23 protein-coding genes and 1 pseudogene are annotated in these 26583 nt (G+C 50.0%); 12 read left to right on the forward strand and 12 right to left on the reverse strand.

Annotated elements, in window-relative coordinates:
* Positions 1-161: 161 nt before the first annotated feature.
* The 3 genes from E6P06_RS15620 to E6P06_RS15630 form a co-directional block, all read right to left on the reverse strand.
* Positions 162-1817 (reverse strand): glucan biosynthesis protein D, encoded by a 1656-nt coding sequence (locus tag E6P06_RS15620; protein ID WP_003836107.1) that lies wholly within the window; start codon positions 1815-1817, stop codon positions 162-164.
* 193 nt (positions 1818-2010) lie between these two features.
* Complete coding sequence (locus tag E6P06_RS15625) at positions 2011-3354, reverse strand: VOC family protein (protein WP_003020282.1); 1344 nt, start codon at positions 3352-3354, stop codon at positions 2011-2013.
* A gap of 120 nt (positions 3355-3474) precedes the next feature.
* Entirely contained in the window at positions 3475-4377 is a 903-nt protein-coding gene (locus tag E6P06_RS15630) for a manganese-dependent inorganic pyrophosphatase (protein WP_139935437.1), read from the reverse strand.
* A gap of 231 nt (positions 4378-4608) precedes the next feature.
* On the opposite strand from E6P06_RS15630, the gene pcaQ reads away from it, so the two are divergent.
* From pcaQ to E6P06_RS15665, 7 genes are all read left to right on the forward strand, one after another.
* Entirely contained in the window at positions 4609-5532 is a 924-nt protein-coding gene (gene pcaQ / locus E6P06_RS15635) for a pca operon transcription factor PcaQ (protein ID WP_003843743.1), read from the forward strand.
* A 387-nt stretch (positions 5533-5919) separates the two neighbouring features.
* Positions 5920-6477, forward strand: coding sequence for a fimbrial protein (locus tag E6P06_RS15640; protein WP_003836101.1), 558 nt, complete (start codon positions 5920-5922; stop codon positions 6475-6477).
* 85 nt (positions 6478-6562) lie between these two features.
* The gene (locus tag E6P06_RS15645; protein ID WP_032935666.1) at positions 6563-7285 is read left to right on the forward strand and encodes a fimbria/pilus periplasmic chaperone; all 723 of its coding nucleotides are present in this window, start codon (positions 6563-6565) and stop codon (positions 7283-7285) included.
* Positions 7286-7308: 23 nt separating this feature from the next.
* Positions 7309-9894: an outer membrane usher protein gene (locus tag E6P06_RS15650; protein WP_139935438.1), complete on the forward strand. Its 2586-nt coding sequence runs from the start codon at positions 7309-7311 to the stop codon at positions 9892-9894.
* 3 nt (positions 9895-9897) lie between these two features.
* Positions 9898-10440 carry a fimbrial protein gene (locus E6P06_RS15655; RefSeq protein ID WP_003843747.1) on the forward strand — a complete coding sequence of 181 codons (543 nt, stop codon included), beginning with the start codon at positions 9898-9900 and terminating at the stop codon, positions 10438-10440.
* Between the two features lie 8 nt (positions 10441-10448).
* A complete protein-coding gene (locus E6P06_RS15660; protein ID WP_139935439.1) occupies positions 10449-11030 on the forward strand; it encodes a fimbrial protein in 582 nt (193 codons plus the stop codon).
* Between the two features lie 20 nt (positions 11031-11050).
* The gene (locus E6P06_RS15665; RefSeq protein WP_233622598.1) at positions 11051-12127 is read left to right on the forward strand and encodes a pilus assembly protein FimA; all 1077 of its coding nucleotides are present in this window, start codon (positions 11051-11053) and stop codon (positions 12125-12127) included.
* Between the two features lie 49 nt (positions 12128-12176).
* Here E6P06_RS15665 and E6P06_RS15670 read toward each other — a convergent pair whose 3' ends face one another.
* The 6 genes and pseudogenes from E6P06_RS15670 to E6P06_RS15695 form a co-directional block, all read right to left on the reverse strand.
* A complete protein-coding gene (locus E6P06_RS15670; RefSeq protein WP_139935441.1) occupies positions 12177-13865 on the reverse strand; it encodes a methyl-accepting chemotaxis protein in 1689 nt (562 codons plus the stop codon).
* A gap of 169 nt (positions 13866-14034) precedes the next feature.
* A complete protein-coding gene (locus tag E6P06_RS15675; RefSeq protein WP_003020293.1) occupies positions 14035-15153 on the reverse strand; it encodes an S-(hydroxymethyl)glutathione dehydrogenase/class III alcohol dehydrogenase in 1119 nt (372 codons plus the stop codon).
* A 32-nt stretch (positions 15154-15185) separates the two neighbouring features.
* A complete protein-coding gene (locus tag E6P06_RS15680) occupies positions 15186-15461 on the reverse strand; it encodes a metal/formaldehyde-sensitive transcriptional repressor (RefSeq protein ID WP_003020296.1) in 276 nt (91 codons plus the stop codon).
* 121 nt (positions 15462-15582) lie between these two features.
* Complete coding sequence (locus tag E6P06_RS15685; protein ID WP_008322331.1) at positions 15583-16041, reverse strand: DUF302 domain-containing protein; 459 nt, start codon at positions 16039-16041, stop codon at positions 15583-15585.
* A gap of 34 nt (positions 16042-16075) precedes the next feature.
* Positions 16076-16675 carry a reactive chlorine resistance membrane protein RclC gene (rclC, locus tag E6P06_RS15690; protein WP_032939118.1) on the reverse strand — a complete coding sequence of 200 codons (600 nt, stop codon included), beginning with the start codon at positions 16673-16675 and terminating at the stop codon, positions 16076-16078.
* A gap of 175 nt (positions 16676-16850) precedes the next feature.
* Positions 16851-17026: pseudogene (locus tag E6P06_RS15695) on the reverse strand (DUF4113 domain-containing protein); the annotation flags it as partial.
* 175 nt (positions 17027-17201) lie between these two features.
* Between E6P06_RS15695 and fdnG the strand changes: the two are divergent.
* From fdnG to fdnI, 3 genes are read left to right on the forward strand one after another with little or no spacing between them, the layout of a single operon-like run.
* Positions 17202-20252: a formate dehydrogenase-N subunit alpha gene (fdnG, locus tag E6P06_RS15700; RefSeq protein ID WP_016150294.1), complete on the forward strand. Its 3051-nt coding sequence runs from the start codon at positions 17202-17204 to the stop codon at positions 20250-20252.
* Positions 20253-20264: 12 nt separating this feature from the next.
* On the forward strand, positions 20265-21152 hold the full coding sequence (gene fdxH / locus E6P06_RS15705) for a formate dehydrogenase subunit beta (RefSeq protein ID WP_003020306.1): 888 nt from the start codon (positions 20265-20267) through the stop codon (positions 21150-21152).
* Positions 21145-21798 carry a formate dehydrogenase-N subunit gamma gene (gene fdnI, locus E6P06_RS15710; protein ID WP_003843753.1) on the forward strand — a complete coding sequence of 218 codons (654 nt, stop codon included), beginning with the start codon at positions 21145-21147 and terminating at the stop codon, positions 21796-21798. Before fdxH ends, fdnI begins: the two co-directional genes overlap by 8 nt.
* A gap of 122 nt (positions 21799-21920) precedes the next feature.
* On the opposite strand, the gene E6P06_RS15715 is transcribed toward fdnI, so the two are convergent.
* The 3 genes from E6P06_RS15715 to cybB form a co-directional block, all read right to left on the reverse strand.
* Positions 21921-23189: a Y-family DNA polymerase gene (locus tag E6P06_RS15715; protein WP_003843755.1), complete on the reverse strand. Its 1269-nt coding sequence runs from the start codon at positions 23187-23189 to the stop codon at positions 21921-21923.
* A 2-nt stretch (positions 23190-23191) separates the two neighbouring features.
* Positions 23192-23611: a translesion error-prone DNA polymerase V autoproteolytic subunit gene (locus tag E6P06_RS15720; protein ID WP_003020321.1), complete on the reverse strand. Its 420-nt coding sequence runs from the start codon at positions 23609-23611 to the stop codon at positions 23192-23194.
* A 172-nt stretch (positions 23612-23783) separates the two neighbouring features.
* Entirely contained in the window at positions 23784-24314 is a 531-nt protein-coding gene (gene cybB / locus E6P06_RS15725; protein ID WP_044700084.1) for a cytochrome b561, read from the reverse strand.
* A 189-nt stretch (positions 24315-24503) separates the two neighbouring features.
* On the opposite strand from cybB, the gene gap reads away from it, so the two are divergent.
* Together gap and E6P06_RS15735 are read left to right on the forward strand one after the other, a co-directional pair.
* Positions 24504-25505, forward strand: coding sequence for a type I glyceraldehyde-3-phosphate dehydrogenase (gap, locus tag E6P06_RS15730; RefSeq protein ID WP_003020325.1), 1002 nt, complete (start codon positions 24504-24506; stop codon positions 25503-25505).
* 126 nt (positions 25506-25631) lie between these two features.
* Positions 25632-26558: an alpha/beta hydrolase gene (locus E6P06_RS15735; RefSeq protein WP_003840844.1), complete on the forward strand. Its 927-nt coding sequence runs from the start codon at positions 25632-25634 to the stop codon at positions 26556-26558.
* Positions 26559-26583: the final 25 nt, after the last annotated feature.

Below are 26583 nucleotides of genomic sequence, written 5' to 3' on the forward strand. Positions count from 1 at the left end.
TCCCTGTTAGTGGACAAGAACGTGTATAAGAAATACACACTCACAGAGTACCCATTTGCCATACAGAAAAATGCGAACAGGATCGAGTAAATAGTGTACAGAGTCGTTATGAGGATGAATGCAGATACGGCTCCCCATCAGGAGAGCCGTAAAGAGAGTGATTAACGCATCTCGCGGTCGTCAACGTACTGACGTTTATCCGGCGCTGGTGGGAAGTACTGATACAGCCAGGTTTCGCTGATGGCGTCACCCTGACAACGCAGGAACATACGCATATCTACCGGATCGGTTGAGTCAGAGGTCGGATACCAGTCAAACTGAATGCGATAACCGTCGATTGGTTCCACGTAGAGGATCTCAATCTGTTTCGCTTCACCGCTTGAGAGCGTAATCACCGGTTCAATGCCTTTCGGCGCAGCAGCTTTTAGATCGCCACCAACAAAATCAACGGCAAAACGGCGCGCCCATTTTTCCGGGTAGTGCTCGCCCGGCGCCCATCCTTCCGGAAAACCGCCCATGCCTGTCCGGGTCGCCATCACACGAGCCAGCGGTGAACGCACCGGTGGCTGAGCGCTCCAGTACAGGCGATATTTGAATTCCAGCTCATCGCCGGCTTTGATCTTCTTCTCAGGCTGCCAGAAGCAGACAACGTTATCCAGCGTTTCGCCGGTCGTCGGGATCTCCATCAGGCCGATGGTCCCCTTGCCCCACTGGTTGCGCGGTTCGACCCACAGGCTTGGACGCTTGTTATACCAGCCCATGATGTCCTGGTAATGGGAGAAGTCACGGTCGAGTTGCAGCAAGCCAAACCCTTTCGGGTTGTTATCGGTATAGGCGTTGAACTGCAGCTTTTGCGGGTTATTCAGCGGGCGGCAGATCCACTCGCCATTGCCCCGCCACATCGCCAGACGATCGGAGTCATGAATTTGCGGGTGAATAGTGTCGCACATTCGACGCTCATTGTTACCGCAGCTGAACATGCTGGTCATCGGCGCAATGCCGAGCTGTTTGATGTCTTTGCGCGCATAGATGTGGTTTTGTACATCCATAATCACCTGCGTTTTCTCGCAGTGGATCACGAACTTGAATGCACCAGTTACGCTTGGGCTGTCGAGAAGTGCATACACGGTAAAGGAGGTTGCGCCCGGTTTAACCGTCTCGAACCAGAAAGAGGTGAAATCAGGAAACTCTTCTTTGCTGTCGGTGTAGGTATCTACCGCCAGACCGCGGGCCGATAAACCATACTGATAGGTGTCATCCACGGCGCGGAAATAGCTGGCTCCCAGGAAAGAAACGACATCGCGGCGGGCCAGTTCTGGCGCTTTAAAAACACGGAACCCGGCGAATCCGAGGTCAGTCTGCCCTTCCAGCTGTTTGGTATCCACGCCCGCATCGTTATATTTAAACAGTTCCGGACGGAAGTGAATTTCACGCGCCATATGCGTACTGCCATCAACCGAGAACATGCGTACACGGCGACGAAAACCCATTCCCACGTGGAAGAACTGCGCATCAAGCTGACGATTTTCAACGTTGTTCCACAGAGACTGCTCTGCGTCATATTGAATGCTGTTGTAGGCCTGCGGCGTCAGTTTCGCCAGCGTGTCCGGTAACGCGCGCGGTGCGCCGCCCCAGGGTTTCTGTGCTAAGTCATGGGCCATCGATTGCAGAACGGAAAAATCAAAACGTACGGTTTTTCCGTCTGCAATGTCAGACTCTGCCGCAAAGGCGGCGCGGGAAAAGAGTGATGCAATACCACTGGTTCCGCACACGGCGGCCATTGCCATTGAACCTTTAATAAATCGTCTGCGATTCATGCCTGAAAGTGAGTCCTTCTGGTCGTGTAAATGGTCCCGCGCCGGTCAAAATCAGCGGCAAGAGAGTGCACATTTCTGACCGCTCACTCTAGACAAAATTCATTAATAATCCAATTGTTGGTCGCCGATTATCTGTACAAAATCGAAAATATTTTATGTCGATGGGAACAGACCGAATCCCATGTAAATTCCATTAAAGTAAACCACACCGACGTTTACTTCGCTCTTGCGCCTCCTGATACAGCGCAAACTCGTCATAAACCGCGCAACCCAGCGCCTGTTCAAACGCGTCGCGGCTGGAATTCCCGTGGCTGCGAGCCTGCGTTTCATTCCCCAGATTGGACTGGAAAATCCCTGCGGCGCTCACCGGTAAAAAATCTTCGTAGGTGATGGGTTGCGCAACCAGCCACCCTCGCTCAATGAGCGGTTGCGGGTCGTCATCCGGACGGATTGCCTGGCGATGCGCTTCGCCTGATGGCGTCAGTCGATAACGAAACCAGGCGAGTCCCTGCTGGCGCAGCAGAAACTCACTGTCCGGGAACGCCTTGAACACCTCCTGAAGATGTAACTGGTGCGTCAGATTGTCTTTCCCCGTTCCCGCTTTATTCAGCAATTCGTCGTATAACGCTCTACCTTTCGGCGTCAGGGCCACACCGCGCTGTTCGATTTCACCGAAACGTGCCGTGTGAGTGCCGCGCATTTCACCGGCAAACAACACCGGTTCTTCCAGCGCTTTGAAACTCGTCTGACGTAATAAAATGGGCACCTCGCGGCGTGGCGGCCCTTCAATCAGTATTTTCGGTTCAATGCCGCATTCCGGCATCATCGACTGCACCCGGTCGATATCCAGCGTACGCGGCGTCAGGTGGTTGATATGGCAACCGGGGAAACACACTACATCGGCAATCAGCCGGTGTTCGTTATGCAATGCGTGATAGGTCTCTTCATCGACCGTGGCGTGCTGATGCCAGCGGAATGTTTCCAGCGCTTCATGCACAAACTCTTGCGCCTGTTCAGATGTAAAACTGCCCTGCGCATCAAATTCATCCAGCAGCTCGTGACAACGGCGAGTGAAAATATCGCGTTTCGCGAGGATCTCAGCGGCTTTTTGCCGCAGCGCGGCGTTTTCGATTAGTTCGAGCCGTAATAACGAGGTGAATACCCGAAACGGGTTGCGCGATAGCGAGGCATCGTCGATGGGACGAAAGGCTGTGGAATGTACGGGGACGCCTGCCTGGGAGAGATCGTAATAACTCACCGGATACATGCCCATAACGGCAAACATTCGGCGCAGCGTAGAAAGCTCCTGCGCGGTACCCACTCGAATAGCGCCATGGCGCTCAACGTTTAGCCGGGCAAGTTCATCCGCATTCGCCAGTTTTTCATGCAGCGTCGGATTATTTTCCAGTACCGCCAGATTCACATCAGCGACAAGTTCCAGCAACGTGCCGTATTGCGGGACTTCCTGCTGGTACATTGCTGACATTGCCTGCGAAAATTGTTCCCGAATCTCATCTGCCGTGATGGTGTTCGCCATAATGTCATGCCTCCAGTGAATATTACCTGGAGTGTAGAAAACACCGCTGACTCCGGTGGGAAGAATTTACAAAGTGTGACCCCGCGTAAACTTCCCACCCATATAAACGATGAACAGTACCTACTGACGGGGTTTCAAATGACTTTCCAGCCAGGGGAGCATCTGTTTTTTACGGCTAAGCATACCTTCTACCTTGCAGGGTTGCGGGATGTCTGAAAGTTCTGCTCCAGCAAACCACAGGCTGGTGTCACCCAGGTTGATGTCGGTGAGCATCAGCACGACCAACGCAGCATTCTTTTCCTCTGCATAGCGCGCCATTTCCTGACGGAGATCGTCCAGCACCGCATCCACCTGTTGCAGCGCATACAGTTCAAGCTGCGCTACACAGACTGAATGTCCATGGATGGTGAAGGATTTAATGTCTTTCTGCAAAAGTTCGCGGGCGCTCATCCCTTCCACGCTTGTTTTGGCTGACAGCAGGTCGCGACTGAAAGCGTCAAGATCCACTCCGGTTTTTTGGGCCAGCGCATCAACCACCAGGCGATCGTCAGTGGTGGTCGTTGGTGAACGAAGCGTCACAGTGTCACTTAATACGGCGCCGAGCAGTAAAATAGCCTCAGCGGAAGATAACTGGTTGCGTTCATCTTCCGTCATCAGTTGCCACAGCAGGGTTGCGCTACTGCCGACGGGCTTCACCCACACTTCCGGTGGTAGACGGGTGACTAACCCACCAAGTCGGTGATGATCGATAATTCCCACCACGTTACTTTCTGTCAACGATTCCGGCCCCTGGGCAGGCTCGGTGAAATCGACCAGCCAGACGTCACGATCGGTCAGTTCAAACGTCAACCGTTCAGGCATCGTCACCCCCGCATGCTCAAAGATAAACTGCGTTTCGCGGTTAGGCTCGCCCAAACGCCATGCCGTCGCCTGCTGGCCACGTAAGCTAAGCCAACGAGCCGTCATTGCGGCGGTGCAGATGGCATCGCTATCGGGATTAAGGTGCCCTATTACATGTATCATTCATCAGTGCCTTGTGAAGAGAAATCGTTCAAAAGTAAACAATAACCAAAGTATAACGACTGAACATACTCCCTTCCATGATCCCACCACCCAGCAACGCTGTACAAAACACAAGCAAAATAAATCAGTTGTAAGTAAAATATGATAAATGTTAATAATATTTTGCTATCAGGTTATCAAAAACAAACAACTTTACTTGTCACCGATACGGCTCTGTTTTTAACATCGCTTATGGAAAAAAATGTTCTGTTCAATCAGCGCATTCGCTTGCGCCATCTTCATACTTTTGTCGCCGTTGCACAGCAGGGAACGTTGGGGCGCGCGGCTGAGACCCTTAACCTGAGTCAACCGGCTCTCTCCAAAACGCTAAATGAACTGGAGCAACTGACCGGGACCCGGCTCTTTGAGCGTGGCCGCCTTGGCGCGCAGTTAACGCTGCCAGGAGAGCAGTTTCTTACCCACGCGGTAAGAGTGCTGGATGCGCTCAACACTGCCGGGCAAGCGTTAAATCAGCGCGAAGAATCGCAGACTGATGTCGTACGGATTGGGGCCTTACCCACCGCGGCACTGGGCATTCTGCCTGCGGTAATTGGTCCTTTCCACAAGCAGCAAATGGAGACCACGCTACAAGTCGCCACCATGAGCAATCCGATGATTCTGGCAGGTTTAAAATCCGGGGAAATCGACCTTGGCATTGGCCGCATGGCCGATCCGGAATTGATGGTCGGTCTGAATTATGAATTGTTGTTTCTGGAATCACTTAAACTGGTCGTGCGCCCTAACCACCCGTTGTTGCAGGAAACCATCACGTTAAGTCGGGTAATGGAGTGGCCGGTGGTGGTTTCGCCAAAAGGAACCGCGCCTCGCCAGCACGCAGAAGCATTGTTGCAAAGTCAGGGCTGTAAAATGCCGCCTGGCTGCATTGAAACACTGTCAGCATCGCTTTCCCGCCAACTGACGGTTGATTACGACTATGTATGGTTTGTCCCTTCAGGTGCGGTTAGAGAGGATTTACGCCAGGCGACGCTGGTGTCGTTGCCGATACCTACCCACGGGGCGGGTGAACCCATCGGGATTCTTACTCGTGTCGATGTGCAACTCTCTCAGGCCGCGCAGATCCTTATCGCCGCAATACGCAAAACCGTACCTGTTTAATCGTATTGATGATTGGGCCTGTTAGTACCTGCAGGCCCAATTCATGTAAATGTTCAATATATGGACGGTGAAACCGTCATAAAACACAGCTAAAAGCGTATTTTTTCTTAAAAGCAATTTAAGCAACACTTATTATTGATGATATCTCTGTCGAATAATGGCGGACGAAACCCCCGACACAAATTTACATCTAAAAATTTCTTCTTGGAATTCAATGAAGAATAAAAAATCAATCCAATTAAGTTAATTTCATATTACATTAAATAATTAGCTATTACCTCTAAACAAATTCTTAAAAAACACTAACCTCAGCTTCACCCGCTATTCAGTCAGAATCTCACGACATATAATGTTTTCGCCATTTAATTTGTTATTAAGGAAAATAACGTGAAATTTGTTAATTGTTTAAGCGCAGTAGCGCTTCTGGTCGCAGGTGCTACTTTTCAGGCCCAAGCGGCTGGTTCTGATTCTGCAAACATTGATTTTTCAGGAAATATTACATCATCAACCTGTGATGTCAGTATTGATGGTATTTCTGCTTCCAAAGAGGTCAAACTGCCAGATATCACTGTTCCTGCGATGCAAGCGGCTGTCAGTAGTCCTGCGATGAAAACCAAATTTCAGATCACCGTTAAAAACTGCGCCACTGAACCAGCGGGTGGTAAAGTAAAAGGGCAATTTTCAACAACCGGTAATTACAATAGCACCAGCAAAGCATTGTTAAACGCTGCCGCAGGAGATAAAGATGCGGGTTTCCAGGTAGAAGATACCGCAACCAGTACCATTATCGATTTTACATCAGCCACACCGCAATCTGAAGCCACTTACGATACCACCAACGGTGCAGTATTTAATTATACCGTCGGTTATATCTACTCAGGTTCTGGTACGCCGACTGTTGGTGTAGTGAAAGCGAATACCACCTTTGTAACAACCTACCCCTAACAAACTGTATAAGATCAACATTAGTTAATAACTCTGCTGCAACTTTAATTCAAGGTTGCAGCTATTTAACCAAGACACAAATGATATGATTCCACAAAATACATTCAGATTAATTATATTTTCTGCCGCTATCTCTTTTAGCTATTCGTCAGTCGCCAGCATAGTGATTAACGCTACCCGTGTAATTTACCCTTCCGACGCGAAGGAGGCACTAATTAAAATGGTTAATCAGGGGCAACAACCTTTATTAGTCCAGTCCTGGTTAGACGATGGTCATGAAGATGTTGATCCGCAAACCTTAAACGTTCCTTTTATCGCCTCCCCCCCAGTCAGTCGGGTCGATCCTAAACAGGGACTGACCGTACGCTTAAACTGGGACGGGCAACCGTTACCCACCGATCGTGAAAGCGTGTATTGGTTTAATGCACTTGAAATCCCCGGAAAAAATAAAGATGCCGCTAAATCAAATCAGCTGCAGATAGCGCTGAAAACCCGCATCAAGGTTTTTTATCGCCCCGCATCCCTTCCTGGTTCGGCGGATGACGCAATCCAACATCTGAAATGGAGCCTTGCAAACCAAGGTAAACAAATTTGGGCGACGGCGAAAAATGACTCTCCTTATTTTGTTTCGCTTGTTGGCGCTAACATCACTTCCGGGGGGAAAAAATACAAAATTGAGCCCGACATGGTCGCCCCTTTTTCCAGCGCCAGCTATGAAGTGAAAACGCTCACCACTCCCCGGCTAGAATCCGTTTCATGGACAGCAGTCAATGATTACGGGGCTAACGTTGACGTAACGGATAAATAAAAAACGCGTGCAAGGATTGCTCTATGTCAATGTCAAAACACCGGTTAGCGACCTCAGTATGGGTATTATTGGCTATTTGTCAGACAGGTTTTGCTGACGATAATTACATTGAATTCAACGATGACTTTATCTTCAGCAATGCAGGTAAAAAATCGGCAATCGACGTGTCACAATATGCACGCGGCAACCCGGTGAAACCCGGTATATATACCGTCTCAGTTTGGATTAACGGTGAGCAACAGCAAACTGCAAAGATCCAGTTTATTGACAACCACACCCCGAACGCGTCTCCCTGCCTGACTCGTGAGGTGCTCGATGAAGCAAACGTTGATGTAAGCAAACTCCCCACGGCAGATGCGGACGAAGGTGAATCGCAATGCTATATCCTGGCGGATTATTACCCCTCATCCAGCGTGAGTTACGATCCTAATTCACAGATCCTGATGCTCACAATTCCGCAACTGTTTCTCGTCAGCCACCCTGCGGGTTATGTCAACCCCGCACGCTGGGATGCCGGTATTCCTGCTGCAATACTGAACTGGAGCTTCAGCGGTTATCACAGTGAAAATGACGGTAGCGCCTCTGACAGTGGTTATCTGGGGCTCGGCTATGGTCTCAACCTTGGAGCATGGCGGTTACGCTCCAGCGGTGCGCTGAACTGGACAAAAGACGATAGTGCAACCTGGGACAACTACGATCTCTATTTAGCACGGGATTTACCCCCTATGCGGGCACAAATGGAACTGGGCCAGGTCACCTCTCGCAGCGAAGTACTGGATAGTATCGGCATTAAAGGCATACATCTGTATAACGACAAACGCATGGATCCGCATGATGGTCGCTACGTTCCCGTCATCAACGGCGTGGCCAACAGTAATGCCAAAATTACCGTACGACAGCAGTCGCGCATCATCTATGAAACCACCGTTCCCCCAGGTCCTTTTGCTCTGAAGGATTATTATGTGGCAATCAACGGCGCTGACCTCGACGTTACCGTGGAAGAAGCTGATGGGTCAAAACGGTTATTCACCGTACCGTATGCCTCTGTTGCTCAGTTAATGACCAAGGGTGAAGTTGACTGGGATTTTGCCGTTGGGACATTAGACAACAATGACAACAGCGACTCCCCATGGGTGCTCACCACGAACGGTAATTATGGACTGAGCGATATTTTCACGCTGTATGGCGGCATACAGTCAATGGAAGAAGACTATCTGGCGGGGATGCTGGGTCTGGCGATGAATACGCGTCTTGGTGCTATCGCAGTCGATGTTATCCACTCTCGCGCTTCACTTGAAGATATTGGCGCTCTGCAGGGGCAGAGTTACCGTGTAAGCTACAGTAATGTGCTGGACGCAACACAGACCAATTTCAGCTTTAGCGCCTATCGATACAGCACCAAAGATTACCTCTCGCTTAATGACGTCATCTCTTTGCAAAATAGCATCGATAGTTATAGCGACGATCACGATACTAACCGTAACGATGCGTATCGCAACAGCTACAGTCATTCCAAAAATGAGCTTCAGGCTAACGTCAATCAACCTATTGTCCTCAACGGAGAGGATTACGGCTCATTCTATCTCAGCGGCACCTGGACGAGTTATTGGGGTAGCTCAGACAAAACGTCTCAGTATTCGCTGGGCTACAGCAATACTTTCCGCACCATCTCGTGGAATATCTCGCTGCAGCGTAGTTATAACGAATGGGGTGATGAAGATGACAGCCTGTACGTTGGGTTGAGTATTCCTTTTGGTAGCAACGCTCAAAACGATCAACCAGCATTCTCCAGTCTGAACCTCAGCGCCAATAGCGACTTTAGCGGCAACAATGGTTTCACCAGTACGGCCAGTGGTAACAGTAGCAACAATAAATGGAACTACAGCCTCAGTACTACCGCTAACCAGGCCAGCCAGGGAGAAGACACCTATTCCGTCAGCGGATATTCCACCTATAACGGCGCGCATGGAGCGACCAGCGTTTCCGCTACAGTCGATAAAAATCATAACCAGCAGTATTCCCTAAACAATAACGGCGGTGTGCTGTTACACAGCGGTGGATTGACGCTGTTACCGGGTAATGTCAACGCACAAAGCGCCATAGCCCTTATTGAAGCGCAAGGTGCAGATGGCGCGACCACCACCAATGGGTATGGTGAAATTGACAGTGCCGGATATGCAGTTGCCACCAGTCTTTCGCCTTATGCCGAGAATACCGTCGGGCTGGATCTCAGCACCATCAAGGCAGACGTCGAAGTGAAAAACACCTCCGCCGCAGTGGTTCCGCGCGATGGTGCCGTGGTGAAAGTCACTTTCGCCACCCAGCAAGGTCAATCGGTGTTTGTCACGCTCAGACGTAGCGATAACAGTTTCATTCCATTGGGCGCGAACATTCTCAATGAACAGGGAGAATCCGTTGGCGCAATGGGTCAGGCGGGCCGCGCCTTTTTACGCGGGATCGAACAACGTGGCAGCCTGAAGGTTATTTGGGGGAGCGACGCCGCAAGCTACTGCGATGTGACCTACCAGATCCCTGACGCGCCCGCGATGATCGGAAAATCAATTCGTCTGGAGACGTTAATTTGCCAGATGCCAGGAGCCGGGAAATAGCTTATGCGCCAGGTAATGCTTGTTTCTTTTCTATTATGCAGCCCACATCTCTTTGCGGCAGATGTCGTGGTTAACTTTAAAGCCAATTTGCTTGCTATGACCTGCACCGTCAATATTGTTGTTGGTTCAAGCAAAGCGGTGAACCAGACCATTGATTTTGGTGTATTAACCCGCGCAGAACTGGAAGCTCAGGGCGCTAATACGCTGAAAGATTTTTCGTTGCAGTACAGCAACTGCACGATCGGATCCAGTACAAACCAGACGGTTACCTGGATGAAAACGGGTATTAAAGCCTCTTCGTGGTACAACGGCTATCCAACCGAACTCTATGGTGGGAATAACGGGGCCGCAGCAGTTTTGTATCGTTCTGGCTCCCCAAATTCTCTGTTAGTTCTCAATAGCAGTACGCCGTTTGACTGGACCTCAACTGAGCGCACCAATAAGGCCCTGAACCTGGTTTTATCTCTGCGTCCAACGTCTTACTCAACCACCGCGACAAGTGGCACCTTCAACGGTTCGTTGACGTTCACCACCACCTATCAGTAGGAGCCACCATGAAATTTATACCAATAGCCTTATTGCTGATATCCACGCCGCTATGGGCCGCGAACAGTACCAATACAAATGTATTAACGGTTAAGGCGGAGTTGGTTACTGGTAGCTGTGACATCACCGCCTCCGACGTTGATTTAGGCGATGTGGAGGCGAGTGAATTCGCCGCTGGCGGCGCATGGGCGAATTTATCAGCAACAACGAAGGGTAACGTCCCCACACAGCCCCTGAAGATTAGCTTCCGCTGTGATTCAGGCTCTCTCGCCAAAACGCTGGTGTTGAGCTTTAAGCCGCAAAAAGCGCAACTCACCGGCAATCAGATATTCCCGAATGAATATACCGGTCCGATGACTGCAGCTGGAAACGTGGGCGTTGTGGTCTTTGAGGGGAGAACAAGTCCAGTTGCTATTAATGTGCTTAATAAAGACAATACCTCTGCCGTCAATATTGTTAACTATAAAGGTTCAACCACCACCTATTCTGATATCACCCTTTCGGCTCGTTTTCAAAAAGTGGATTCAGCAAAAATGGTCACTCCAGGTGGCGTATTAAGTCAGGTGCAAATCAGCGTGAGCTACAAATAATGGATAAACGGCAGGTTAATATGAGTTCGATGATTTCACGATCAATTTCTTTTATGACATTGCTGCTGAGCGGAATTTATTCATATCAGGTGCATGCTAAGGAGTGTATTTTTGAAGACATTAATACCAGCACGATAAGCGCAGGAACGTTAGTCGTGAATAGTTACAACCCATCCAGTACAACACCCGTGCTATTGGGGACGCTCAGCGCGGGCAAGTATGGTTACTTAAACTGTGGTACCGGTAATGATGGTTCTGATTTTTATGGAAGATCCACAGCAACAAGCGGTACTCAATCCGATAGTTATACCAGTACCAGCGGCAGTACAAAATATAGCTACAGCAGAGTTTTTTTTCCAACGAGCATACCTGGAATATATTATAACATTTACATAGCTAATTCTATTAATGCTATTTATACAGCTTATATTCCGTCTAATACGAGTTGGACACGTGAGATCGATAATGCTGCAGATAGAGATTTTCCTGTTGGATTATACATCGAAGTTTGGCAACGTGGGGTGGTTTCCTCAATAGGTAATGGTGAAGCGCATCCTGTTATAAATGGTGAAGTAGGCAGGTTTAAAGCAGGGGATGAAGATGTAAGTAGTCAACAGATTATCGCTACAGTAAACGCATCTTCATTCACCGTAAAATTCGCCACGCCAACCTGTAATTTATCCGTATCCCCCACCACCATCGACTTTGGCGATGTGGGTAATGACAAACCACGAAAAACCTTCACCTTGAAAAATAGCAACTGCGTTAATGCTTCAGGGGTTACCCTTAAATTGACGTCGACCAAAGCGGCTTATGATAATAGCGGGTTGTCTATTCTCGCCAATACCACAACTGGCACCTCAGCAGCGGGCGGACGGGGAGTGGCGGTTTCTTACGAGGGATCGTCCCGGCAATATCTGTCGGCGAATGACACAAATTCTTCAGTGTCCATCGACTTTGGTTCCATCGTAACGGCGAAAGATATCACCATGGCCGGGTTACTCACCTGCACCTCCGCCAGCAATAACAGTACCTGCGATGACTACACCCCTGGCGCGTTCACCGCAGCGGGAACTATTAGTGCCACGTACAAATAGATACTAAATCCGGTAATACAAAGGATCGTATTACCGGATGGCTGGCCTGTCAGAATGTTTCCCAGTTATCCGTATTTACCGTGTTTGATTTTGGCAGTGAAACCGATGGATGAACGGCAGGTGTAACGCGTCTAATTGCGCTTGTCCCGGTTAAACGGAATGTGCCGACGGCTTCCGTTAAGCGTGCGGCCTGCTCTTCAAGAGAGGCCGCAGCAGCCGATGCTTCTTCAACCAATGAGGCGTTTTGCTGTGTGACCTTATCCATCTCTGAAATCGCCTGGCTTACCTGGACGATGCCCCGGCTTTGTTCATCAGAGGCCGCCGCAATTTCCAGCATAATGTCGGTCACGCGTTTTACCGCATCGACAATATCCGTCATCGTATTGCCCGCTGCGACCACTTCTCCAGAGCCCTGGTCAATCAATCGGACAGATTCGCTGATCAATCCTTCTATCTCTTTTGCCGCCTGAGCGCTGCGGCTTGCCAGCGTACGCACCTCACTAGCCACCACTGCAAACCCACGCCCCTGCTCTCCTGCCCGCGCCGCCTCAACCGCTGCGTTCAGCGCCAGGATATTGGTCTGGAAGGCAATGCTGTTAATAACGGCAGTAATTTCAGAGATTTTCTTCGAGCTGGTTGAGATATTGCCCATGGTTTTCACCACACCAGAGACCATCTGCCCGCCCCGGCTGGCCTTGCCGGACGCATCTTCCGCCAGCGTACTCGCATGATGCGCGTTGTCGGCGTTTTGCTTCACCGTAGCCGTCAGCTCTTCCATGCTGGCCGCCGTTTGTTCAATCGCCGCGGCCTGTTGTTCGGTACGTGAAGACAGATCGGTATTACCCGCCGAAATCTCACTGGTACCGCGGTAGATTTCTTCCGCGCCCTGACGTACCGTACCCACTGTTTTCGCCAGCGACCGTTGCATTGTCTGCAGATGACGGCTCAGGCGCCCAATTTCGCTGCGCCCGGTTGGTTCCTCTGGCATCGTCAGGTCCCCTTCTGAAATTTGCTCAATGCGCTGGGCCGCACGTAACAGAGGATGAATAACGGTACGGCGCAGAACAATAAACGTCATCACGGTCAGTGCCAGCGCAAGTACGAATGCCCCCAGCATAAAGGCCATGCCAAGCTGTGTACGTTGGTGCGCCTGTTCGCTTAACTGATTCGCCCTGGCGGTACGAATATCGATCGCCTTTAACAATACCTTGTTGTAAGCAGAGTCCAGCGGTCTGGCCTGTTCATTTTCATGGTTGATGATTGCTTCGAACATGCCGTTTTTAGCGTACTTGAGCATAGGCTGTAAGCCATCGATATAGGCTTTGAAATTGGCACTCAGTTCTGAGTCTAACGCCTCTCCGGCAGTAGTTTTCACCGCACGAGCCATATAAGTATTAAAACCGTCCTGCGATTGCTTAATACGTTTTTCTGCCTCGGCAATATTGGCCTTCATATCATCCATTTCAGCAATACGGCTCGCCGCACCAGCATGGATCATGTTGATGCGCGCGGTGCGTAAGTGGTTAGAGCTGTTAGATAACCCCATCCGGACCTGAATCTCATCGGTTACATCGCGCTGATCGCGATCGGCCTGCATAAGAAAATAACCTGCCAGCCCGGAACTTAAGGCGAATAGCAGAAGGATGCCACCGAGAATGGAGGAAAACAGCGGAACCAGCCGGATTTGATGCAGAAAGCCCAGTTTATGCAGGGCTTGCATCGATGTAGTGTTGTCCATGACCGTCGACTCTCTTGTAGGGTTTATGCGTGAAAACACGCCCGTTAGATAGTCATCGGCAATCCGGGAAGTTTACTTACCGTGAAAAGCGCCGGATTCGTCACACTTTCACAACATAATTCTAAAAAATTCAGGAAAGTGCCAGCGGTGAAATCCGCTGGCCAATGAATCAGTTATCACCAAAATGGATAACGGTACGGATGGATTTACCCTGATGCATTAAATCGAACGCTTCGTTAATCTGCTCCAGAGGCAGGCGATGCGTAATAAACGGATCTAACTGAATTTTTCCGCTCATTGCTTCTTCGACCATACCCGGCAACTGAGTGCGCCCTTTTACGCCGCCAAACGCGGAACCACGCCACACGCGACCGGTTACTAACTGGAACGGACGTGTTTTGATCTCCTGACCGGCACCCGCCACGCCAATGATGATGCTTTCGCCCCACCCTTTATGGCAACACTCCAGCGCCGCACGCATCACGTTAACGTTGCCGATACACTCAAAGCTAAAGTCCACGCCACCGTCGGTGAGCTCAACAATCACGTCCTGTACCGGCTTATCGTAATCGTTCGGATTGATGAAATCGGTCGCGCCCATTTCACCAGCCAATTTGAATTTCTCCGGATTGGTATCAACAGCCAAAATACGCCCGGCTTTTGCCTGCACCGCGCCCTGAATTACCGCCAGGCCAATACCGCCCAGACCAAATACGGCTACGGTATCGCCTTCCTTCACTTTCGCGGTGTTATGGACCGCTCCGATACCGGTGGTCACGCCACATCCCAGCAGACACACTTTATCCAGCGGAGCCTGCGGGTTAACCTTCGCCAGCGAGATCTCTGCGCAAACGGTATATTCGCTGAAGGTACTGGTGCCCATATAGTGATAAATCGGCTCGCCGTTATACGAGAAGCGCGTTGTGCCATCAGGCATCAGACCTTTGCCCTGTGTCGCCCGCACGGCCTGACACAAGTTAGTTTTACCCGATTTACAGAACTTGCACTCGCCGCACTCTGCGGTGTACAGCGGGATCACATGATCGCCCGGTTTCAGGCTGGTGACGCCTTCCCCCACTTCAACCACAATGCCGCCGCCTTCATGGCCCAGTACCGCCGGGAACACGCCTTCCGGATCGTCGCCTGAGAGGGTAAAAGCATCAGTATGGCACACGCCGGTGTGGGTAATTTTAACCAGCACTTCACCTTTCTTTGGTGGTGCGACGTCGATTTCAACAATTTTTAACGGTTGGCCGGGGCCAAATGCAACTGCTGCACGTGATTTCATTTGTCTCTTCCCATTATTGCAAGGTGATGGTGTTATTTTAGATAAGCACGCAGAAGATGGCCGATCTCAGCCATGCGCACAGCTCGCTGGTCTGGTGTTGTCTCCCCACTGACCAGTTCATCTTTCAGGTGGATCTCAACCATTTCGCCCATCAGACCATTGGATGCGCCGCGTACGGCGGCAATTTGTTGCAGGATCGACAGGCATGGTTCGCCAGATTCCAGTGCGCGCTCAAGCGCATCAACCTGACCGCGAATACGGCGTACACGAGTGAGAATGCGTTTTTTATCTTCGGGTGAATGCGGTATACGCCCTCCATATACTATAGGGGGGTATACTATCAGAATTTTTATGTAATTGTAAAAAACTAACAGCTATTTAATGAGGGGGTGACGACCAGGCCTCGTCAGATGAGCCCTGGTCGCCAGGTCACTGAATGGCTTTCTGAACTAATTTTTCCAGATTTTTTAAGGGTTGAATTGCCGCAGTATCTGGTCCATAAGTCTGTAATATCTCAACCGGGTGATATCCAACTACTACACGTCCATCCGACTCTTCCCGAATCAATACTCTAAAGGGAAGGTCGAGCGCCATATCAGGATATGCCTGCATTAATGATGTGCCACCTTTAGGATTGCCAAAAATAATGACGGTTGTGGGTAACATGGTTAGTCCAGCATTTTTAGCCTCTTTCGCATGATCAAATTCTCCAAAAAAAACAAGATTATTACTCTCAATGGCAGCAATGAGATGCTCTCTGGTCTGCTGGTAATTATAAGTACTATACGTTTTGATCATAGTATTCCCGGTGTTGGCAGCATGACTGGTTACCGTCATAAGCAGATACAATGCAGCTGTAATAAATATATTTTTTAGAGACCGAAGCATCACAACATCCTTAATTTAACGATAGTCTGGAAAGCTATCTAAGACCAGCGGATACTTTGCCAGTATAATCTCTCTCGTGCTGATTCTGTGCAAGGATACACTTGGCAGAATGCACCATCGCAATAAGACCCGCAGCCATCATTATCGTGTCTTTTAAGACCAGTCGCCCGGCGCCAGAAAGATAGGGAAACCCGGTGTGAGAATCCTGGCCACTTACCCATGTTTCTGGTGTAAATATCAGGAATGTCAGAGTGACAAAAGGAGTTAAGAAGGCAAGTGTTGCCCCCCAAAAGCCGATTTTTGGTGACACATAATGAGCAAGGATTAATAATGAAAAAATGACTTCAACAATACCAAGTCCGGTAGAGTACCCATAAGTATTATTCGCATGATGCCATGCGCGGTTAGCCTCTATTAATTCGCCCTCATGGTTCATAAACTGAGTATAATTACTCGGATCGTTATAAAAGAAAGACATAAATGGGCTATTAGCTACAAAAGGAACGATGCTATCTGCTTCATAGGGAATGAACTTCAACAATCCTATCCACATAAATACAATGGCAATAGAAATGCGACAAAGATTTATTCCCACGTTTTCTTTCGTTGAAACATATTGGTATAGTTTATCCATCATATCCAGAGGTCCTGTGTTGTAGAAATCACGACCTTTATAACCTTGTTATTTATATGACTATATGTTCAGGAATCTATAATTTTTGTTTGATCGTCTGTAAAGGTCAAAATATAGACTATGGATAAGTTCGGTTGAGTGGAATGAACTCCTTGTTTTCGGTTTGGCTATCAAACTACTCGTAGCAAATCGTTGTATAACGTGGTGAAAGCATGTCTCTCTTCATCGCCCACGGTTGCTGTATCCCTTGTCCGGCAAAGCAGAGCGTTCCTTTACCCTTTTCCCAGATACCTCCATCAGTTTATCGCTGTTACGCCGCGGCGTTAGGTTGTCGTCAAAAAGATTCAGTTCACCGTACGTATCGGCAACCAACCTGACATGATCAATTTTTACCAATCCATACCCCAGGCTTACAGCATTAATATGCTCCCACGTCAATAACCACTAAAAGTTAATGGTTTATAAAACAATTTAACCTTACAATAACCATACTTTTTCATGTCTTAAGTTTAAGCTGGAGAAAAAAATGGAGCTCAGCCGGAGGCAGTTCTTTCGAATCTGCGCGGGCGGTATGGCAGGAACAACTGTTGCATCTCTCGGATTCTTATCATCTTTTTCCGTTCACGCGGAAACCCGTCAATACAAACTCTTAAAAGCAAAAGAGACACGTAATAACTGTACGTACTGCTCAGTAGGCTGCGGCATGCTGATGTACAGCCTTGGCGATACAGCCAAAAACGTCAAAGAAAGTATCTACCATATTGAGGGCGATCCGGATCATCCGGTGAGCCGTGGATCGTTGTGCCCTAAAGGCGCTGGCGTGCTGGATTATATTCATAGTGAAACCCGTCTGCAGTATCCCGAATATCGCGCACCGGGTTCGGATAAATGGCAGCGTATTAGCTGGGATGATGCGATTAATCGTATTGCCCGACTTATGAAAGATGACCGCGATGCCAACTTTATTGAGAAAAATGCCCAGGGCGTTACCGTCAACCGATGGTCCACCACGGGCATGCTATGCTCCTCAGCGGCAAGTAATGAAACCGGGATCCTCGACGGTAAATTTGCTCGCGGACTAGGTATGGTCGCTATCGACTGTCAAGCACGGTTATGTCATGGCCCCACCGTTGCTGCTCTTGCACCAACGTTTGGACGTGGTGCGATGACCAACAACTGGGTCGATATTAAAAATGCCAACGTAGTGCTTATTATGGGCGGTAATGCCGCTGAGGCACATCCGGTAGGCTTTAAATGGGTAGTCGAAGCGCAAACTAAAAACGACGCCACCGTGGTGGTAGTCGACCCGCGTTTTAACCGTAGTGCCGCCGTCGCCGATCTGTATGCGCCAATACGCGCGGGTTCCGACACCGCATTCCTGCTCGGTGTAATCCGTTATCTGCTCGAAAACAACCAGGTGCAGCACGACTATGTGCGCCATTACACCAACGCCAGCCTGATTATCCGTGATGACTATCAGTTCGACGACGGCTTGTTCAGTGGCTATGACGATAAAAAGCGCCAGTACGATAAATCGAGCTGGTTCTATCAGCTTGACGAACAGGGTAATGCCCTGCGTGATGAAACATTGTCTCATCCACGCTGCGTGTGGAATTTGCTGAAAGCCCACGTCGACCGCTATACGCCAGAAATGGTTAACCGGTTGTGTGGGACCTCAGTGGCAGATTTCAATCGTATCTGCGAAATTCTCGCCAGCACCAGCGTGCCTGACCGCACCGCTACTATTCTGTATGCGTTGGGTTGGACACACCACTCCGCCGGGGCACAGATTATCCGCGCCGCCGCTATGCTCCAGTTGCTACTGGGCAATATAGGCATGGCGGGCGGTGGCGTTAACGCCTTACGTGGCCACTCCAATATTCAGGGCTATACCGATCTTGGCTTGTTGTCGACGAACCTGCCGGGCTATATGCCGCTGCCGTCGGAAAAACAGCCAGACTACCAGACCTATATTTCGCAAATCACGCCGCCTGCGCTAGGCGTGAATGAGGTCAATTACTGGCAAAATACGCCGAAGTTCTTTGTTAGCATGATGAAAAGTTTCTGGGGCGACAATGCAACAGTGGAAAATAACTGGGGCTACGACTGGCTACCTAAATGGGATCGCCTGTATGACGTAATGACCCAGGCTGAATTGATGCTCGAAGGGAAGATTAATGGTTACATCGTTCAGGGCTTCAATCCGCTGGCGGCGTTTCCAGATAAAAACAAATCAACTCGCGCGCTTTCAAAACTGAAATATATGGTGGTTATCGATCCGCTGGTCACTGAGTCGTCCAATTTTTGGCAAAATCATGGCGAGATGAACGATGTAAACCCGGCAGATATTCAGACCGAAGTTTTCCGTCTGCCCTCTTCCTGCTTTGCTGAAGAAAATGGTTCAATCGCTAACTCAGGGCGTTGGTTGCAGTGGCACTGGGCTGCGGCAGAACCACCAGGTGAAGCCTTACATGACGGGAAGATCCTTGGTCGCCTGTTTATGCGGCTGCGCGAGTTGTATCAACAGGAAGGTGGAGCGAATCCGCAACCCTTGTTGAATATTGCCTGGAATTATAAAGATCCCTACGACCCACACCCAGAAGAGATTGCGCGTGAAGCAAATGGCCAGGCGCTTGAAGACCTTTATGATGACAAAGGCCAGCTTATAGCCAAAAAAGGCCAGCAGCTCAGCAGCTTTGCACAGTTGCGCGATGACGGCTCGACCAGCAGTTTCTGCTGGGTCTACTGCGGAAGCTGGACAGAACAAGGCAACCAGATGGCCAATCGCGACAACAGCGATCCGTATGGTCTGGGCTGCACACCGGGCTGGGCGTGGTCATGGCCTGCCAACCGCCGTATTCTCTACAATCGCGCTTCGGCCGATCCATCAGGAAAACCGTGGGATCCCAAACGAACCCTGCTGCATTGGAATGGCAAAAAATGGGCCGGTATGGACGTAGCCGACTACGGCCAGGCCGCACCGGGCAGCAACGTTGGTCCGTTTATCATGAATCCGGAAGGCGTAGCGCGTCTGTTCTCCATCGACAAAATGAACGACGGGCCATTCCCGGAACATTACGAACCCATTGAGTCGCCTATTGGTACCAACCCGCTGCACCCGGATGTTGTATCCAGCCCGGTTGCGCGTATCTACCATGACGATATCGCCAATATGGGTAAAGCGGATGCCTTCCCGTACGTCGCCACAACTTACTCCATTACCGAACTGTTCCGCCACTGGACCAAACATGCACTGCTCAACGCCATTGCTCAACCCGATCAATTCATCGAAATCGGTGAGGCGCTGGCGAGCAAAAAAGGCATTGCGGCAGGTGATACGGTGAAAGTGATGTCGAAACGCGGCTTTATCAAAGCGAAGGCGGTGGTCACCAAACGTCTGCAAACGCTGACGATCGATGGTAAGCAAGTCGATACTATCGGTATCCCTTGTCACTGGGGCTTTGAAGGCGCCACACGCAAAGGGTTCCTCGCCAATACGTTAACGCCATCGGTGGGTGACGCGAACTCGCAAACACCGGAGTATAAAGCGTTTCTGGTCAACATCGAGCGAGCGTAAGGAAGGGAACTCATGGCTATGCAATCACAAGATATTATTAAACGCTCGGCGACGAACAGCATCACGCCGCCGCCCCAGGCGCGGGATTACCGTGCAGAAGTGGCAAAATTAATTGATGTCACTACCTGTATTGGCTGTAAAGGCTGTCAGGTCGCCTGCTCAGAGTGGAACGATATTCGCGATGAAGTGGGCTACTGCAACGGCGTCTACGACAACCCGACCGATCTCAGCGCTAAGTCCTGGACGGTGATGCGCTTTAGCGAAACCACCCAGAACGACAAGCTGGAATGGCTGATCCGCAAAGACGGCTGCATGCACTGCGCCGATCCCGGCTGTTTGAAAGCCTGTCCATCCGCTGGAGCAATCATTCAGTATGCCAACGGGATTGTCGACTTTCAGTCCGAGCACTGTATTGGCTGTGGCTACTGCATTGCTGGCTGCCCGTTCAATATTCCGCGACTTAATCCCGAAGATAACCGGGTCTACAAATGTACGCTGTGTGTTGACCGGGTCAGCGTGGGCCAGGAACCGGCCTGCGTGAAAACTTGTCCGACCGGCGCTATCCAGTTTGGCACCAAAAAAGAGATGCTCAATGTAGCGGAAACTCGCGTGGCGCAGTTGAAAAAACGCGGCTATGCCAATGCGGGCATCTACAACCCACAAGGGGTCGGCGGCACCCACGTGATGTATGTACTTCATCACGCGGATCAACCATCGCTGTACCACAATCTGCCGGATGAGCCAAAAATCGCCGCACCAGTGAACCTCTGGAAGGGGATTTTAAAACCACTCTCCGCCGCCGGATTTATCGCCACCTTTGCCGGGCTGATTTACCACTACGTGGGAGTCGGCCCAAACAAAGAGACGGATGATGATGAAGAGGAGAACGGTCATGAGTAAAAGCAAAATGATTCTGCGCACCAAATTCATCGACCGTGCTTGTCACTGGACGGTGGTAATAAGCTTCTTCCTGGTGTCGCTTTCCGGTATTGCGCTGTTCTTCCCGACGTTGCAATGGCTCACCGAAACTTTCGGTACACCGCAAATGGGGCGAATTCTACATCCGTTTTTCGGGGTGATGATTTTCATCGTGCTGATGTTTATGTTCGTCCGTTTTGTACACCACAACATTCCCGATAAACAGGACCTTCCCTGGATTAAAGGGATCGTTGAGGTACTTAAAGGCAATGAGCATAAAGTCGCTGATGTGGGGAAATACAACGCAGGGCAGAAAATGATGTTCTGGAGCATCATGAGTCTAATTCTGGTATTACTGATTACCGGCGTTATTATCTGGAGGCCCTACTTTGCCCATTATTTCTCAATTAACATTGTTCGTTGGAGTTTGTTAATCCACGCGACAGCAGCCATTGTGCTGATCCACGCCATTCTGATCCATATGTACATGGCGTTTTGGGTAAAAGGTTCAATTAAAGGGATGATCGAAGGGAAAGTGAGTCGACGCTGGGCGAAGAAACACCATCCTCGCTGGTATCGTGAGGTTGAACTTAATGAAGAAAAAGCACCGGAATTAGAGTCTAAATAAAAGCAATAAGGCCGCTGTTATTCAGCGGCCTTATTCTCTCAATGGCCCAGTGATATACTGCGGCGCTGCAAGACCTGATTATCAGGCGAATAAAAGGCCCTCCATTCAATAATGAACAAACCCTATCCAACCCGCAGCAAATCACTGTATCTCGTGGTATAACGCGGTGAGAGCATATCTCGCTTCATCGCCCACGGTTGTTGTATACCTTGTCCGGCAAAATAGAGCGTTCCTTTACCCTTTTCAGCATTGAGCGTATCCAGAACGGCCATCAGCTTATCGCTGTTATGCCGTGGAGCGTTGTCATCAAAAAGATTCAACTGTGCAACACCTGAGCTAAAAAAATCGCCCAGCATGACCCCTGCTTTTTGATAACGTAGCCCCTCTCGCCATATTGCGTCCAGGCTACATGTGGCCGCCCTTATAATTTCCCGACTATCCTGGGTTGGTGTCAGCAGTTTTATCGATGCGCTGTTACCGTAATACGGTTCATTCAGGGAAAATGGGCTGGTTTTGATAAACGTAGAGATAAACCGGCAGAACTGGTGCTCTCTGCGCAGCTTTTCCGCAGCACGTGAAGCATAGGTACAAATTGCCTCTCGCATCGCGTTGTAATCCGTGAGTTTTTCACCAAACGATCTTGAGCAGATAATTTCCTGCTTAACTGGCGCAAACTCCTCCAGCTCCAGGCAAGGTTCACCGCGCAATTCCCGCACAGTGCGCTCAAGCACAACGTTGAAATGTTTGCGGATAAAGCGAATATCGGTATCTGCCAGGTCGCAGACCGTTTTAATGCCCATAGCGTCAAGTTTTTTACTGATACGGCGTCCAACACCCCAGACTTCATCAACCGGGAGCGCAGTCATCAGCTTACGCTGGCGCTCAATATTCGAGAGATCCACCACCCCGCCAGTCTGTTCCTGCCACTTTTTGGCCGCATGGTTAGCCAGCTTGGCCAGGGTTTTGGTCTGGGCGATACCGACCCCAACCTTGAGGCGTGTTTTTTGTAAAATGGTTGCTCTGATTTCCCGACCAAAATCCGTCAGATCCCGGCAGTTTCGCACGCCCGTTAAATCGCAAAAGGCTTCATCAATACTGTACATCTCCACACGCGGCGACAGCTCCTCCAGAATCGACATCACCCTGCTGCTCATATCCGCATACAATTCGTAGTTCGAACTAAAACAGAACACGCCATAGCGCCTGAACAGATCTTTCTGTTTGAAATATGGTGCGCCCATATTAACGCCAAGCGCTTTTGCCTCCGCGCTACTGGCAATGACACAGCCATCGTTATTTGAAAGAACGACAACGGGTTTGCCCTTCAGATCGGGCCGGAATGCCGACTCACAGCTGGCATAAAATGAGTTAACATCCACCAGCGCAAACATAATCAGCCCGCAGATTTAATGATGAATGTCACCACGCCAAATATATCCAGCGTGTCCTCGCTGCCGATCATGATCGGCGCGTAGGCGCTGTTCTCTGGCTTCAACATCACCACCGGATGCAATTGCAGGCGTTTAACGGTGAATTCGCCTTCAATAGCAGCAACCACAATGTCTCCGTGGGCCGCTTTTCTGGCACTGTCGACTACCAGCAAGTCGCCAGCACCGATCCCTGCCCCCATCATGGAGTCGCCAGACGATTTAACAAAATAGGTTGCGCTGGGATGCTGCACCAACAGATCGTTGAGATCGATACGTTTCTCAACGTAATCCTGCGCAGGAGAGGGAAAACCGCAGGGCACGAGATCGCTAAATAGCGGGAAGTGTTTGATTTCGCGGTGTTCAACTGGCTGGAAAAACAACATAATAATCTGCCTCTCATATAACTGTATTTATATACAGTAGTTTTAATGAAGACAGTGATCAAGTGACAAGTGTGGCGAATTGAGCGTTGTTTAACCATCTTGTCGATAAGCTTTTATGATGTCTGGAAAAATAATCGGCTAAAAAAATGCCCCGCATTTGCGGGGCATTACCTCAGGAGCGTTTTCGCGGCATCATGCGCAACAACGTATTGTCCTTCCAGAAATAGTGATGCATCAGGGCAGCACCAGCATGCAGAGCAATAACAAAATAACCCAGGTTTGCCAGCGTTACGTGCCAGGACTTCAGCATATCCACTAAATCAAAGTTGGCCTCTGGCGCATGTGGCATAACGATGCCGAATGCAATCCACGGGTTACCCCGGTTGTACATCATCACCAGCCCAATAATCGGCAGGACAATAAACAACAGATAGATAACCAGATGCCCCAGATGCGCCATTCCGGTCATCATCGGCTTCGGTTTTGGCACAATCGGCGGAGCCGGGTATTTCAGCCTGACCAGCAGACGCGCCACCATCAGCGTTAAAATAGTGATACCGCAGGAGACGTGCACCATGTTGAACAAGGGGCGATAGCTGCGCGGGAAAAATCCGCGAAACTCCATGGCGCTGTACGCCACAATAACCAACAAAAAGACCAGCCAGTGAATACCGATTTGCAGGCCAGAATACTTATTCCCCATAACACTTCCTGAATAAAAACAATAATGCGTCAACATAACGGGCTTTTGTTAAAAATTCATTAACTTTTGTTCACCCATTTTCAGTCGCTTACGCTTAACCGCAAGAACCGCTATTGCCGAGGATGCCTGTCTGGACTAAGCCTGGTAGGGAAAATATGTCGTACCGCCTCATCCTGACAGGAGAAAACCATGAGTAAAATTGGCATTAACGGTTTTGGTCGTATCGGTCGTCTGGTATTGCGTCGACTACTGGAAGTCAAAAGCAACGTGGAGGTTGTGGCCATTAATGACCTCACCTCGCCCAAAATTCTCGCCTATCTGTTAAAGCACGATTCAAACTACGGCCCGTTCCCCTGGAGCATCGACTTTACCGAAGACGCGCTGATTGTCGACGGTAAAAAAATCGCGGTTTACGCAGAAAAAGAGGCCAAAAATATTCCGTGGAAAACGACTGGCGCTGAGATAATCATCGAATGCACCGGTTTTTATACCTCGACAGAAAAAGCCAACGCGCACCTGGATGCAGGGGCCAAAAAAGTGCTGATATCCGCCCCGGCTGGCGATATGAAAACCATCGTCTTTAACGTCAACGACGATACAATGGATGCGAACGATCGGATTATCTCGGTCGCATCGTGCACCACTAACTGCCTCGCACCGATGGCGAAAGCCCTGCACGACAGCTTCGGTATTCAGCTTGGCACCATGACCACCATCCACGCCTACACGGGAACGCAGTCGCTGGTTGATGGACCTCGCGGGAAAGATCTGCGCGCCTCACGGGCAGCAGCGGAGAATATCATTCCCCATACCACCGGAGCCGCCAAAGCCATTGGTTTGGTCATTCCGGCATTGAGCGGAAAATTAAAAGGCCACGCCCAGCGTGTTCCGGTGAAAACAGGATCCGTCACGGAACTGGTATCGGTATTGGGGAAAAAAGTCACTGCTGAAGAGGTCAACAACGCGCTGAAAAAAGCCACGCAAGACAATGAGTCATTTGGTTATACCGATGAGGAAATCGTCTCGTCAGATGTCATTGGCTCGCATTTCGGTTCGGTATTTGATGCGACACAAACCGAAATTACCGAAGTGGGCGATCTGCAACTGGTAAAAACAGTCGCCTGGTACGATAACGAATACGGTTTTGTCACCCAACTTATTCGTACGCTGGATAAGTTTATCAAGCTCTAATGTTCTGGCGGAGGCTCGCCTCCGCCCTCTTTCATTTCCCGCGAATTCAATACGTTGTGAGTCTCTCCCCGTTTTCGATTCACTGACTGTGCTATAGCTAACCTTTGCCACTGAGGGAGCATAGTAATGGAAGCACTGAGTCGTGAAACGTTAGAAAACATGATGGAGCAAGCCGTTGCTAAGGCCACCACCGTCTCATTCTGGCCGCAGGGTGAAGCCCCTGGAGCAAAAAACAGCGATGCGGTGTTTACGCCTGAACCCCGACATACAGGAACATCTCAGTATGATCGTGCGGTCACCGGTATTCGCGCCCCGGAAATTACCGTTTATGCCCCCGCAAAACCTAACGGCATAGGGATCCTTGTCACGCCAGGCGGCTCTTATCGTCGCGTGGTGATGGATAAAGAAGGCAGCGTACTGGCACCGTTCTTTAACGCTCGCGGTTATACCCTGTTTGTGATGACCTACCGTATGCCGGGTGATGGCCATGAGGAAGGCGCAAACGCGCCGCTGGCCGATGCCCAGCGCGCCATGCGCTACATTCGCGCCAACGCCCATGAATGGAAAATTAACCCTGATCGTATCGGTGTGTTGGGCTTCTCTTCCGGTGGTCACGTGGCCGCCAGTCTGGGAACCCGGTTTGCCGAAACGGTTTATACGCCGATAGATAACGTAGACGAGCAACCTGCGCGCCCTGCGTTTATGGCACTGGTGTACCCGGTTGTCACTCTGCGCGAAGACATCGGTCACCCGGGATCTCGTCTTGAGCTGGTTGGCGCTAAGCCCGAAAAGGAAGATCTGCGCCACTATTCTCTGGAAGAACGCGTGGATAGCACAACGCCGCCGACATTCCTGCTACACGCCATTGACGATCCGGCGGTGAAGGTAGAAAACAGCCTGGTCTTCTTTAATGCGCTACGTGAGCAGGGCGTTCCGGTCGAAATGCATCTGTTTGAACGCGGTAAGCACGGATTTGGTATTCGCGATGCGCAAGGGTTACCGCTGGCCATCTGGCCGGAAATGATGATGAACTGGGTAGCCACTAAAGTGTGAAGATGGCGCCGGGTGGCGTAAAGAC

Origin of the sequence: Citrobacter sp. CF971 (genome assembly GCF_006385635.1) — a bacterium.
In the GTDB taxonomy this organism is placed as follows: domain Bacteria; phylum Pseudomonadota; class Gammaproteobacteria; order Enterobacterales; family Enterobacteriaceae; genus Citrobacter; species Citrobacter freundii.